Genomic DNA, 12,123 nt, shown 5'->3' on the forward strand with positions numbered 1-12,123 from the left:
TCGCGCGGCATCCGCGTTGTCGCCCTCATGAAAGCAATCGTCTACAGCGAAACCGGCGAGCCCTCCGTGCTGCGCCTCATCGAGCGCGAGGCGGCCGACCCCCGGGCCGGCGAGGTGCGCGTGCGCATCGTCGTCTCCGGGGTGAATCCCACGGACTGGAAGTCGCGGCGCGGATCCCGCCCGGGCGAGGCAGTCGCGTTCGCCGATGTGGTCCCCAACCAGGATGGCGCCGGAGTGATCGACGCCGTCGGCGAGGGAGTGGACGGGTTCGCCGTGGGCGACCGGGTGTGGCTCGCTCTCGCCGCCTACGAGCGTGCCGACGGCGGAACGGCCCAGGAGTTCTCCGTCGTGCCGGTGGAGCGGGTGTACCGGCTGCCGACCGGCGCGAGTTTCGACCTCGGCGCGAGCCTCGGGGTGCCGGCGATCACCGCGCACCGTGCCCTGACGGTGGCGGACGGCGGCCCCGATCGCCTCGCCCCCGGCGCGCTCGCCGGCAAGGTGGTCCTGGTGGCCGGCGGCGCCGGCTCCGTGGGGCATGCGGCCATCCAGCTCGCCCGCTGGAGCGGAGCGACCGTGATCACCACCGTCAGCTCCGCCTCGAAGGCCGCGCTCGCGGTCGCTGCCGGCGCGCACCATGTCGTCAACTACCGGGAATCGGATGCCGCCCTCGAGATCCGGCGTCTCGCTCCGGCGGGGGTGGACATCGTCGTGGAGGTGGCACCGGCGCAGAACGCCGAGCTCAACCTGTCCGTGATCCGCAATCACGGGGTGATCGCGGTCTACGCCAACAACGGCGGGGACCAACTCACCCTCGATGTGCGCCGTCACTTCAGCCTCAATGTGCGCTACCAGTTTCTGCTGCTGTACACCGTGGGCCAGGCCGCCCGGGATGCCGCGGCCGCCGACATCAACGCCGCCATCGCCGACGGGGCGCTGCTGGTGGGGGAGCAGTCGGGCCTGCCCCTGCACCGCTTCGACCTCGCCCACACCGCGGACGCTCATGCCGCCGTGGAGGACGGCGCGGTGGGCAAGGTGCTCATCGAGGTCGCTGCGGGCTGATCCGTGCCGGGCGGTGCTATCTTGGCGAACACCGCGAACCGGAGGAGCCTGCCATGGTCGAATCGGCACAGTCAGCAGATGGAACCACTATCGCGTTCGATCGGCTCGGCGCCGGGCCCGCCGTCGTCGTGGTCGGCGGGGCGATGAACACCCGACTCTCGCCGTACCCGCTCGCCACGATGCTCGCCGACCGGTTCACGGTGATCAGCTACGACCGGCGGGGACGGGGCGAAAGCGGTGACGGCTCCGCCTACTCGGTCGACCGCGAGGTGGATGACCTGGCCGCGATGGTCGCCGCGGCCGGCGGCCGGGCGAGCGTCTACGGGCACTCGTCCGGCGGCATCCTCGCCCTCGAGGCGGCCGCGCGCGGCGTGCCGGTCGAGAAGGTCGCCGTGTACGAACCTCCGTACACCTTCGATCCGGACGCCCCGGCGCAGGGCGACCCCGGAGTGACTGGCGCGCTCGACGCCGGTGACCCCGACGGGGCGGTTCGGGCCTTCATGCGGCTGACCGGCATGGACGACGGCACCATCGAGGGGATGTCGCACGCGCCGTTCTGGGCGGGCCTCGTGGCGATCGCCCACACCCTGCCCTACGACCTCGCGCTGTCGGGCGACGGTCGAGTGCCCGGCGACCGGCTGTCAGCGGTCGCTGCGCCGACGCTCGTGATGGATGGCGGGGCGAGCCCCGCGTGGGCCGCGCGAGCCGCCGAGGCCCTCCTCGGCGCGATCCCGGATGCAACCCGAGTCACGCTCGCCGGCCAGAATCACGGCGTCGACCAGGCGGTTCTCGCACCGGTGCTCATCGAGTTCTTCGGGGCCTAGTTCGACCGCGCCCACAGAGGCTGCTCCGCCGTCCGGCCCTCCCGACGCGCGCCGCCCCGGGGAGTATCGCGCGCGATTCGCTGTGTCAACTGAACGTGATGTCACGTTGAATTGACTACACGAAAACGGGGTGGGGGTCCGGAGGGCGGAGGTGCCGGCGTCAGTCGGGCAGCGTCACCGTCGGCGGGAGAGCCTCGAGGTCCGGGCCTAGCCCGATGTCGATCACTCGCACACGCCCGGCGAGACCCGCGGCCGGTTGCAGCAGCAGCCCGGCCTTGTAGCCGCCGAAGGTGACCGTCACGTCGGCGGGCAGCACGAGGGGGTCTGGCACGCTACCGTCGTTCGGATCGATGCCGCTCGGGATATCGACGGCCACCACGAACGGTCGGGGCGTCACGCCGCGGGCCGCCTCCACGATGGTGCGCGCGTCGCCGCGGAGGGCCGGGTTCGCGCTCGTCCCCGTTCCGAGGATCCCGTCGACCACGACATCGGCGGCCGCCGCGGCCCTCGCGGTCTCGTCGAGGGGCACGACGTGGGCACCTGCCGCGAGCGCGGCGGCCAGGGCCTGCTCGTGCGCGCGCGGTCCGGTCATGACGATCGCGACATCCGCACCGCGGGCGGCGAGCTCGGCCCCCGCGTACAGGGCGTCCGCGCCGTTGTTGCCCGTGCCCACCAGCAGCACAACCCGGCCCCCGTCGGCGGGGAGCGCGCCTCGAATCTCGGCTGCGAGGCCAGCCGCGGCGCGCTGCATGAGCGGCTCGCCGGCGGCCAGATGCGGGGCCTCCGCGTCGCGCATCTGCTGCGCAGAGTAGCCGCGAATCATGATGCCTCCCAATCGGTCGTGCGCAATCGACTCCAGTCTCTCGCTTTCGCGGGCGCCGTCGCCCAGGATTCTCGAACGGGGCACGCGCGCTGGGTGCATCGGTCGGCCGCCCTTCTTCGCGCGAGAGGCCTGTGACAGACTCTCGGCATGAGCGACACCGAGTGGGAGAAGCGGCTGGCCGAACAGTGGGCGGCGATCGACGAGCTCCCGGAAGAGGAGTTCCTGGCCGGCATGGACCGCCTGGTCGCCGAGCTGCCGGAGGGGAGCGCCGTCGGCAGGTTCGAGCGGGCGAGCGCCCTCGACGCCACCGACCACTCCGACCTCGCGGTGCCTCTCTATCGGGAGGCCCTCGACCTCGGGCTGCACGGCAGGCGCAGGCGGGAGGCCGTGATCCAGCTCGCCAGCTCGCTGCGCAACATCGGCCGGGCCGCCGAGAGCGTCGAGTTGCTCACCGCGGAACTCGCCGTCGGTTCGGAGGAACTCGAGGACGCCGTCATCGCGTTCCTGGCCCTCGCTCTCGCCGACCTGGGCCGCGACCGGGAGGGGCTGTCCCTCGCGCTCACCGCCCTCGCCCCGCATCTGACCCAGTACCAGCGCTCCCTCGGCAACTACGCCCAGGCCCTGCTCGGCGACGACACCGCGTAGCGCCGGGCCACTGTTACCCGCCGTGTCGGCCGCCCGCGGGACTCCGGCGCGACTCGGCTAGCGTCGAAGGCGATGTCAGACACGATTCGCACCCTGCTCACCGATGACCGCCGCTACCCGGTGCCCGCCGGATTCGCCGAGACCGCGAATGTCACCGCCGAGTGGCTCGAGGCATCCCCGGGCGACCCCGTGGAATTCTGGGCCGAGCAGGCACTGCGGCTGGACTGGGCGCAGCCGTGGCACACCGACCACAGCTGGGCGCCGACCCGGGAGGGCGACGGCGGGGAGGCATCCGTTCCGCGCGCCGAGTGGTTCGCCGGCGGCTGGCTCAACGTGGCGGTCAACTGCGTCGATCGCCACGTGGCGGCCGGCAACGAGTCGAAGGTCGCGTTCCACTTCGAGGGGGAGCCGGGCGACCGGCGCAGCATCGACTACGCGGAGTTGCAGCGCGAGGTGTCCCGGGCGGCGAACGCCCTCACCGCGCTGGGGATCGTGGAGGGCGACCGGGTGGTCGTCTACCTCCCGGTGATCCCGGAGACCGTGATCATCACCCTCGCGATCGCCAGGATCGGCGCCATCCACTCCCTCGTCTTCGGCGGCTTCTCGGCCGAGGCCCTGCGATTCCGGGTCGAAGACACCGGGGCGAAGCTCGTCGTCACCACCGACGGGCAGTACCGACGCGGGGCGGCCGTGCCCGTGAAGGCGGCGGTGGATGTCGCGGTGGACGGCATCGAGTCAGTGGAGCACGTGCTGGTGGTGCGTCGCACCGGCGGCGAGGTGCCGTGGACGCCGGGCAGGGACGTCTGGTGGCAAGACGTCGTCGACACGGCCCGGGACGTGCACGAGCCGGAGTTCTTCGACGCGGAGACCCCGCTGTTCATCATCTACACCTCCGGCACGACGGGCAGGCCGAAGGGTCTGGTCCACACCTCCGGCGGCTACCTCACGCATGCGTCCTGGAGCCACTGGGCCGTCTTCGACGCGAAGGACACCGACGTGTACTGGTGCACGGCGGATCTCGCCTGGGTCACCGCCCACAGCTACGTGCTCTACGGCCCGCTCTCCAACGGCGTCACCTCGGTCATCTACGAGGGCACCCCGAACACGCCCAACCGGGCCCGCCACTTCGAGATCATCGAGCGCTACGGGGTCACGACCTACTACACCGCCCCCACGCTCATCCGCACGTTCATGACCTGGTTCCCCGAGGGCGTGCCGGACGCGCACGACCTGTCGAGCATCCGCCTCCTCGGTTCGGTGGGCGAGGCCATCAACCCCGAGGCGTGGGTCTGGTTCCACGAGAAGATCGGCGGGAGCCGCGCCCCGATCGTGGACACCTGGTGGCAGTCGGAGACCGGGGCGGCCGTGATGGCGCCCCTGCCCGGCATCTCCACGCTCAAGCCGGGCTCGGCGCTCGGCGCCCTGCCGGGGCTTCGCGCCCTGGTCGTGGATGGCGACGGAGACGAGGTGCCGCCCGGCTCCGGCGGGCTGCTCGTGATCGATGGCACCTGGCCCGGCATGGCGCGCACCGTGTGGGGAGACCCCGGCCGCTACCGCGACTCCTACTGGACCCGGTTCTCCGGCCAGGGCTACTTCTTCTCCGGGGACGGCGCCAAGTACGACGACGACGGCGACATCTGGCTGCTCGGTAGGGTCGACGACGTGATCAACGTCTCCGGCCACCGGCTCTCCACCATCGAGATCGAGTCGGCTCTCGTGTCGCATCCGCTCGTCGGCGAGGCCGGGGTCGTCGGCGTGACAGACCCGACGACGGGGGAGGCCATCGCGGCCTTCGTCATCGCCTCGAGCGACGTTCCTGGGGATCTCGCCGCCCGGCTGCGTGCCCACATCACGACCGAGATCGCGGCAATCGCGAGACCCCGCGACGTCTTCGTCGTGCCCGATCTGCCGAAGACCCGCAGCGGCAAGATCATGCGCAGGCTGCTCGCGGACATCGTGGATGGGCGTGCGCTCGGCGACACGACCTCGCTGCAGGACGAGTCGGTGCCGGCCAGGATCGCCGCGATAGTCGCGGCGGCGCGGAACGCCTAGGACGAAGGATCGGGCGGAAGCAGCACGAAGTTGCCCACCTGCGACTTCTCGAGGAACTCCTGCTGGGCGGAGACGATCTGCTCGAGCGGGAAGGTCTTTGCCAGCACGGGCCGGATCTCGCCCCGCTCGATGTAGGAGACGACGTTCGGGAACACCGGCTCGTCCCACGCCGTGCAGCCGACCACGGTGAGATCTTTCAGGTAGAAGGCTCGCATGTCGAGCTCGACGATGGGGCCACCGATCGCCCCGGAGGAGACGTAGGTTCCGCCCCGCCGGAGCAGCTGGAGCATCGCCGGGAAGCGGGGGCCTGCCACGTTGTCGACGACGAAGTCGAAACTGTTCGCGCCGAGCACGGCGACCGGGTCGACGTCGCGCCCGATCATCTCGTGAGCGCCGAGGGCACGAACCCGATCGTGCTTGGCCGTGCCGGCGATGCCGGTCACCAGGGCTCCGCGCCGGCGGGCGAGTTGCACCACCGCGGAGCCGACACCGCCGGACGCGCCGGTGACCAGGACCCGGGAGCCCTCGCCGATGCCGGCCCGGTGAACCATATTCTCGGCGGTTCCGTAGGAGCACGGCACCGTCGCCAACTCGGCGTCGCTCCAGTCGCACTCGACCGCGAAGACCTCGTGGGCGGGCACCGTGACGAACTGCGCGAACGCGCCGTCGAGATCCGTTCCCAGCCAGACCGTCTCCGGTGAGCCGAATCCGTGTGGACGCATGCAGGCCCGCACGATCACCCGCGATCCGAGAGCAGACTCGTCTCCACCGGGGCCGACCGCGACGATTCGGCCACAGCAGTCGGCGCCCTGGATCAGCGGGAACGAGGTCGCCGCGTTCCAGCCGCCCGCCGAGTACCATCCGAGACGGGTGTTGATCTCGGTGTTGTTCATGCCGGCCGCCAGCACCCGCAGCAGCACCTCCCCCTCGCGGGGCACCGGCACGGGCAGCTTTCTGACGACGAGCCGGTCGTAGCCGCCGGTGCCGGTCGTGACCGCCGCCGTCATGGTGTCTGCGCCGGGTGCCGCGGGCGGGGAGGAGGCGGCCATGCCCTCATTCTCGCGCACCCGCGGCGTCCGGCCCGCCGGTTAGGTGTACCAGCTCGGTTCGGGCACCTCGCCCAGCAGCACGTACTGGCCGACCTCCCGCTTCTTGTACGGCAGCGGGTCGTGCAGGCTGTGGGTGCGCAGGTTGCGCCAGAAGATGTCCAGCCCGACGGCGTTTGCGGATGCCCGAGCCCCGGTCAGCTCGAAGACCTTCGTCGTGGTCTCGAGACCGTCCTCGACGATCCGGAGCTTGGCGGCGGCGACCCGCACCGCGATCTCGCCCCGACGGCGCTCGGTGAGGTTCTCCCGCGCGTCGTGCAGCACCGCGCTGATCTCCGCGCCCGCCCGGTCGATGAGGGCCTCGTCGGCCCACAGCTTCGACTGCAGCTGGCCGTAGCCCTCGAGGATGTACCACTCGTCGCTCGCGCGCTGCTTGTCGTCACCGCCGTACGGCCAGGCCCGCGATTTCGAACGCGTGTAGGCGGTCGCCGTCTCGAGCGCACCCTGCGCGATGCCGAGGTAGAAGTTGGCGAACACCAGCTGGATGGCCGGCACGTTGAGCGTGTTGTAGGTGAGCGGCTGGAAGACCTTGCCCACGAAACCGGCCGCGGAGGCCCAGTCGACCCGCACCCCCGTGATCTCGACCGATCCGGACTCGGTCAGGCGCTGGCCGAGGTTGTCCCAGTCACCGGCGAAGACGATGCCGGGCTGGGCCGTGGGCACGATCGCGAAGATGTGGGTGTCCGTGCCGTCGAGCACTCCCTCGAGAACCGTCAGGTCGGAGACCTGCCCGCCGGTGGAGAACGACTTGCGGCCGGTGAAGACGAGCTGGTCGCCATCCTCGGTCACGATCAGGTCGCTGTCTCGGGGGTTGACCGCGCCGCCGAAGAGCAGGTTGCCCACGGTGTAGAGCTCCTCGACGGCGGCGATCTGCTCGTCGGTGGCGACGAGCCTGGCGGCCCAGGCCCAGAGGTAGTGGTATCCGAGAAGCTGCCCGATGGATCCGTCGCCCCTCGCGACCTCGCGGATCACCCGGTACGCGGTGTCCCAGGTCTGCCCGCCTCCACCGTGCACCGTCGGGCCGAGCAGGGTCACGAGTCCCGACTGCTTGAGCACTCGCACCTCGGCGTATGGGGTTCCGTTCGCGTTGTCGCGCTCGACGGCATCGGACGCGAGGATGTCGGCGACCTCTCGGGCGCGCACGAGCCAGCCGGCGGCATCGGTCGGGCGCTCGGTGCCTAGCCAGCGGTCGTCGAGCGATGCGGCCACGGTAGCGGTGTCTGTCATGGGGGTTCTCCTTTGCGTGCGGTGGACCGGCCGAGGCCGTGGCCGAAACCTAACCGCGATGACCGGCGCACCTGCCGGGGTGACCGCGTGTGACGGGTCGTGACGGTTCGTGACGGCCGACGTTGCGCTCGGCGTGAGGGACGGTGCTCTGAGCGAACAATGCAGCGCCCGATCAGGCACGGCTGGGATGCTGGTGGCACCAGTCCGCCGAGTGATGAGGAGCATGACCGTGGGATTCCTTGACAGACTCCTGGGCCGCGAAGACCCGGAACCGCAGCGCCGACCGGCCCCGCCGGCCGCACCGCGCACCGAAGACGAGATCGCCGTCGAGCGCTACCAGTACCTGTTGCGGACGGCTCCACCGGAGACGATCGAGCAGGTGCACACCGAGGCGTTCGCCAAGCTCACGCCCAAGCAGCGCGACATCCTGTTCGACAAGCTCACCGAGAACGCCAGCGCCGCCGAGCGGCCGGTCGATGCCGAGCCGGCGACGCTCGCGAAGGCCGCGACCCGGGCCGAACTCCGCGAGCCCGGGACGCTCAGCCGCACCCTGGGCGCCTCGGCGTTCGGCGGTTCCGGCCAGGGCGGACCGAGCTTCGGCAGCATGGTCGGCAGCTCGCTGCTGGGCAGCGTCGCCGGTTATGTGATCGGGTCGGCCCTCGTGAGCGCCTTCATGCCGAACGACTTCGGCGCGAACGCGCAGGGGCCCGACGGCGGTGCCGACTCCACCGGCAACGATTCCGGCGCAGCGGATGCCGGCGCCGACACGACATCGGCCGACGGCGGCTACGACAGTGGCGGCGACTTCGGAGGAGGCGACTTCGGCGGGGGCGACTTCGGTGGCGGCGGGGACTTCGGTTTCTAGGCCGCCCGGCCGGTGACCTCGGCGAGCTCGGTCGATCCGAACGAGACGCTCTGCGTCACGTGCACCGCCACGTCGCCGTCCCCGTAGCGCAGGCTGAACTCGAGGGCGAAGGGCGTGCTGCTGTACTGCACCCGTGCGCGCCAGGTGGTCTCGTCGATCCAGGCGGCCGAGGCGGCGACCGGAACCAGCGGGGTGCTGTCGGAGCGCATGATGCCGCCTCCGAAGAATGGGGCGGCGCCCTCCACCCACTCGCCGCGTCCGCAGCGGATCGCGGTCTCCCCGTCGACGGTGGTGATCCTCAGCTCGACCGGGTCCGCCGAATGGTCGACGGTGATCGATTCGAGCCCTGCGTCGTTGGCCGGGAGCCGGAATCGCACTCCGGCGACCCGATCGGCGACGGCAGGCACCGACGCGGTGCCGCCGACGGGATGCGGCAGTTCCAGGTGCTCCAGGGTCGCGAGGAGCGCACGCTGGGCGTCCTCGTCCTCGGGGAGCCGGTCGGTTCCGAGGGCCGGGAGCAGGTGCTCCCAGAGCGCGGTCAGCGCCGGGAGCGCCTCGGTGAGGCCGCTCGTGAGCATCAGCACGGCATCCTGCTCCTGCAGCACGAAACAGAGCTGGCCGAAGGCGCCGTCCGCACGGTATGCACCGTGCTGGCTGCGCCAGAACTGGTAACCGTAGCCCTGGGTCCAGTCGTCCGGCACGGTCGGATCCCCATTGGGAACCTGGGCGGAGGTCGCGGCGGCCACCCAGTCGGCCGGCACGAGCTGCGCTCCGTTCCACTCGCCGCGCTGCAGGTAGAGCTGTCCGAAGGCGGCCACGTCCTCGGTCGTGAGGGCGAGGCCCCAGCCACCCACGTCGATGCCGCGCGGGCAGGTCTCCCAGCTGGCGCCCGTGATGCCGAGCGGCGCGAAAAGGCGCGGGGTGAGGTAGTCGAGCAGGCGTTCCCCGGTGAGCCTCTGCAGGATGGCGGAGAGCAGGTAGGTCGCGCCGCTGTTGTAGACGAACACGGTTCCCGGCGTGTGGACCACCGGCTCGGCGAGGATCGCGCGCGCCCAGTTGTCGTCGTCGCCGCGGTCGATCGCCTCCAGGGTGTCAGCGGCATGGCCCGTCGACATCGTCAGGAGGTCTCGCACCGTCATGGCCGCGAGGTTGTCGCCGACCACGGCCGGGGCGTCGCCCGGCAGCAGGGACACGACGGAATCGTCGAGGGAGAGGAGCCCATCCGCCACCGCGAGGCCCACCGCCGTCGAGGTGAAGCTCTTGCTGATCGAGAACAGGGAATGCGGCCGATCCTCACGGTAGGGGTGCCACCAGCCCTCGGCGACCACGCTCCCGTGTCGCACCAGCATGAGGCTGTGGATGTCGTGCGCCGTCGACTGGAGGGCAGCGACGAAGTCGGCGACCGCGGTCGACGCGATGCCCTGAGACTCGGGCGTGCTACGGGGGAGTGCGGGCATGCTGGTGGCTCCAGAGGTGATCGACGCGACGGTGAAGGGGGAGGTCAGGACAGCGCCGGGATGACCTCGCGCTCGAAAAGCTCGAGACCGGACCGGTCGTATGCCGCCTCCGGAAAGTAGAAGATGCCGTAGTCGAGACCGCGCCTGGTCATGTCGGCGAGCCGCTCGGTCACCTGCTCGGGAGTTCCGACCGCGAGGGCGCCGCCCGTGTACTCGCCCACGAACGCCTCGGTCTTCTCCGCGCCCAGGTACGGCAGCACTCGTGCCCGCACGGCGGCGATGCGTTCGGCGACCTCTGCCTCGTCGCGCCCGACGATCACGTTGTAGTTGGCCGACCGGGTGATGGCTCCGAAGTCGGTTCCGGCATCCGCGCAGTGGCCGCGGAGGATCGCGCTCTTGTGCTCGAAGCCCTCGGGGCTCCCGTCGAAGTTCGTGTATTGCGCGTACTCGGCCGCGATGCGCAGGGTCACCTTCTCGCCGCCGCCGGCGACCCAGATCGGGATGCCGCCGCGTTGCAGCGGGAGTGGGCGAACGATGGCGCCGGCCACCTGGTAGTGCGTGCCGTCGAGGGTCGCGGAGCCCGTGGTCCAGGCCTGGCGCATGATGTCGACTCCCTCGCGCAGGCGTCCGAGCCGCGTGCCGACGCTGGGAAAGTCGAAGCCGTACGCGCGCCACTCGTGCTCGTACCAGCCCCCACCGATTCCCATCTCGGTGCGTCCGCCCGAGATGATGTCCACGGTGGCGGCGACCTTGGCGAGGTAGGCCGGGTTGCGATAGCTCATGCAGGTGCACATCTGGCCGAGCCGCACCCGGGTGGTGGTGGCCGCGAAGGCCGACATGAGCGTCCACGCCTCGTGCGTCGCCTGCTCGGAGGGAACCGGCACGGTGTGGAAGTGGTCGTAGACCCAGATCGACTCCCACTCCCCGGCATCCGCGTGTTGCGCGAGGGCATGCATCGCGCCCCACTGCTCGGCTGGGTCGATGCCGACGAGGTCATGACGCCAGCCCTGGGGAATGAAGAGTCCGAATCGCATGCTGTCCAGCTTACGAAACAAGACGGCCCAATCAGCCTGCCGCGGTGACGAATCCGTTTTTCACCATGAAGTCGTAGGCGACCGCGGCGGGCTCCTCCCCGCCGTCGTCCACCCGCAGGTTGAGCTTTCGCAGGGTCGTCTCGGTGATCCTGGGGGAGATCCTGTCGAAGATCCCGGCGAGACCGGGGTACTCCTTGAGCGTCGAGCTCTTGAACACCGCGGCGACGTTGTACGCCGGGAAGAACGCCTTGTCGTCCTTGAGCACGGTGAGGCCGAGCTTGTTGATGCGGCCATCGGTCGTGTAGACCTCGCCGAAGTTGCAGGTGCCGCGGTCGGCGGCGGTGTAGACGGCGCCCGTGTCGAAGACCTTCACGTTGCCGTCTGGCACGCTGGCGTCATCCCCTCGCTTGAGGCCGTAGGCCTTGAGCATGGGGGTGAGGCCGTCGGAGCGGGAGTTGAACTCCGACTCCACGCAGAACGTTCGGTCGGCGACCGGCAGCTTTGCGATCTGCGAGAGGGAGGTGATGTCGCCGAGCTTGCTTCTGGCCTCGTCACGCACGGCCAGCGCGTAGGTGTTGTTGAGCGGGGCCGGCTTCAGCCAGGCCAGACCGTTCTTGGCGTCGGCATCGCGCACGGCGAGGTACTGGCCCTGCCGGTCCGGAATGCCCTTCGCGGCGCCCAGGAAGGTGAGCCAGGCCGTGCCCGTGTACTCCCAGGTCATGTCGGCGACGCCCGACGTCATCAGCTTGCGGGCGGGCACCGTTCCCGGCACGTTCGTCATGTCGGTGACCGCGAACCCGGCGGCCTTGGCCGCGATCACGGCGATCTTGCCGAGGATCAGCTGCTCGGTGAAGTTCTTCGAGGTGATGGTGAGGGCGGCGCCACTCGGAAGGTCGAGCGGCTTGATCGATCCGGCCCCCACCGCGGGCACGTAGGCGGTGGCCGGCTTCAGGCCACAGCCGGTGAGGGCGAGCAGGCCGGCGCCGACGAGGGCGGTGGCGGTGATGATGCGAGTGCGGAGGGTGGTCATG

11 protein-coding genes are annotated in these 12,123 nt (G+C 70.6%); 5 read left to right on the forward strand and 6 right to left on the reverse strand.

Going from position 1 to position 12,123, the window contains the following annotated elements:
- Positions 1–27 precede the first annotated feature (27 nt).
- Positions 28–1,059, forward strand: a complete 1,032-nt coding sequence (locus tag ACHZD8_RS10615) for an NADPH:quinone reductase (protein WP_394770398.1) — start codon at positions 28–30, stop codon at positions 1,057–1,059.
- Between the two features lie 53 nt (positions 1,060–1,112).
- Entirely contained in the window at positions 1,113–1,883 is a 771-nt protein-coding gene (locus tag ACHZD8_RS10620) for an alpha/beta fold hydrolase (RefSeq protein ID WP_394770399.1), read from the forward strand.
- Between the two features lie 160 nt (positions 1,884–2,043).
- Here the strand turns inward: ACHZD8_RS10620 and ACHZD8_RS10625 are convergent, their stop codons facing one another.
- Complete coding sequence (locus ACHZD8_RS10625) at positions 2,044–2,706, reverse strand: NAD(P)H-hydrate epimerase (protein WP_394770400.1); 663 nt, start codon at positions 2,704–2,706, stop codon at positions 2,044–2,046.
- A gap of 147 nt (positions 2,707–2,853) precedes the next feature.
- Between ACHZD8_RS10625 and ACHZD8_RS10630 the strand changes: the two genes are divergently transcribed.
- Positions 2,854–3,351 (forward strand): tetratricopeptide repeat protein, encoded by a 498-nt coding sequence (locus tag ACHZD8_RS10630; protein ID WP_394770401.1) that lies wholly within the window; start codon positions 2,854–2,856, stop codon positions 3,349–3,351.
- Positions 3,352–3,423: 72 nt separating this feature from the next.
- Positions 3,424–5,403 carry an acetate--CoA ligase gene (acs, locus tag ACHZD8_RS10635; RefSeq protein WP_394770402.1) on the forward strand — a complete coding sequence of 660 codons (1,980 nt, stop codon included), beginning with the start codon at positions 3,424–3,426 and terminating at the stop codon, positions 5,401–5,403.
- Here acs and ACHZD8_RS10640 read toward each other — a convergent pair.
- Together ACHZD8_RS10640 and ACHZD8_RS10645 are read right to left on the reverse strand one after the other, a co-directional pair.
- Complete coding sequence (locus ACHZD8_RS10640) at positions 5,400–6,452, reverse strand: zinc-binding dehydrogenase (protein ID WP_394770403.1); 1,053 nt, start codon at positions 6,450–6,452, stop codon at positions 5,400–5,402. The genes acs and ACHZD8_RS10640 overlap by 4 nt on opposite strands.
- A 39-nt stretch (positions 6,453–6,491) precedes the next feature.
- Positions 6,492–7,736 (reverse strand): acyl-CoA dehydrogenase family protein, encoded by a 1,245-nt coding sequence (locus ACHZD8_RS10645; RefSeq protein WP_394770404.1) that lies wholly within the window; start codon positions 7,734–7,736, stop codon positions 6,492–6,494.
- Positions 7,737–7,959: 223 nt separating this feature from the next.
- On the opposite strand from ACHZD8_RS10645, the gene ACHZD8_RS10650 reads away from it, so the two are divergent.
- Positions 7,960–8,601 (forward strand): hypothetical protein, encoded by a 642-nt coding sequence (locus ACHZD8_RS10650; protein ID WP_394770405.1) that lies wholly within the window; start codon positions 7,960–7,962, stop codon positions 8,599–8,601.
- Here ACHZD8_RS10650 and ACHZD8_RS10655 read toward each other — a convergent pair.
- The 3 genes from ACHZD8_RS10655 to ACHZD8_RS10665 are packed head-to-tail and all read right to left on the reverse strand — an operon-like array spanning position 8,598 to position 12,122.
- The gene (locus tag ACHZD8_RS10655) at positions 8,598–10,058 is read right to left on the reverse strand and encodes a serine hydrolase domain-containing protein (protein ID WP_394770406.1); all 1,461 of its coding nucleotides are present in this window, start codon (positions 10,056–10,058) and stop codon (positions 8,598–8,600) included. The two genes, ACHZD8_RS10650 and ACHZD8_RS10655, sit on opposite strands and share 4 nt — an antisense overlap.
- 44 nt (positions 10,059–10,102) lie before the next feature.
- Positions 10,103–11,092, reverse strand: a complete 990-nt coding sequence (locus ACHZD8_RS10660) for an LLM class F420-dependent oxidoreductase (RefSeq protein WP_394770407.1) — start codon at positions 11,090–11,092, stop codon at positions 10,103–10,105.
- Between the two features lie 31 nt (positions 11,093–11,123).
- Complete coding sequence (locus ACHZD8_RS10665) at positions 11,124–12,122, reverse strand: glycine betaine ABC transporter substrate-binding protein (RefSeq protein WP_394770408.1); 999 nt, start codon at positions 12,120–12,122, stop codon at positions 11,124–11,126.
- Position 12,123: the final 1 nt, after the last annotated feature.

Source organism: Lacisediminihabitans sp., assembly GCF_043726815.1.
Lineage (GTDB): Bacteria > Actinomycetota > Actinomycetes > Actinomycetales > Microbacteriaceae > Lacisediminihabitans.

Coding starts and splice junctions, on each gene's coding strand:
- ACHZD8_RS10615 (WP_394770398.1), top strand. CDS start 28: ATGAAAGCAATCGTCTACAGCGAAACCGGCGAGCCCTCCGTGCTGCGC.
- ACHZD8_RS10620 (WP_394770399.1), top strand. CDS start 1,113: ATGGTCGAATCGGCACAGTCAGCAGATGGAACCACTATCGCGTTCGAT.
- ACHZD8_RS10625 (WP_394770400.1), bottom strand. CDS start 2,706: ATGATTCGCGGCTACTCTGCGCAGCAGATGCGCGACGCGGAGGCCCCG.
- ACHZD8_RS10630 (WP_394770401.1), top strand. CDS start 2,854: ATGAGCGACACCGAGTGGGAGAAGCGGCTGGCCGAACAGTGGGCGGCG.
- acs (WP_394770402.1), top strand. CDS start 3,424: ATGTCAGACACGATTCGCACCCTGCTCACCGATGACCGCCGCTACCCG.
- ACHZD8_RS10640 (WP_394770403.1), bottom strand. CDS start 6,452: ATGGCCGCCTCCTCCCCGCCCGCGGCACCCGGCGCAGACACCATGACG.
- ACHZD8_RS10645 (WP_394770404.1), bottom strand. CDS start 7,736: ATGACAGACACCGCTACCGTGGCCGCATCGCTCGACGACCGCTGGCTA.
- ACHZD8_RS10650 (WP_394770405.1), top strand. CDS start 7,960: ATGACCGTGGGATTCCTTGACAGACTCCTGGGCCGCGAAGACCCGGAA.
- ACHZD8_RS10655 (WP_394770406.1), bottom strand. CDS start 10,058: ATGCCCGCACTCCCCCGTAGCACGCCCGAGTCTCAGGGCATCGCGTCG.
- ACHZD8_RS10660 (WP_394770407.1), bottom strand. CDS start 11,092: ATGCGATTCGGACTCTTCATTCCCCAGGGCTGGCGTCATGACCTCGTC.
- ACHZD8_RS10665 (WP_394770408.1), bottom strand. CDS start 12,122: ATGACCACCCTCCGCACTCGCATCATCACCGCCACCGCCCTCGTCGGC.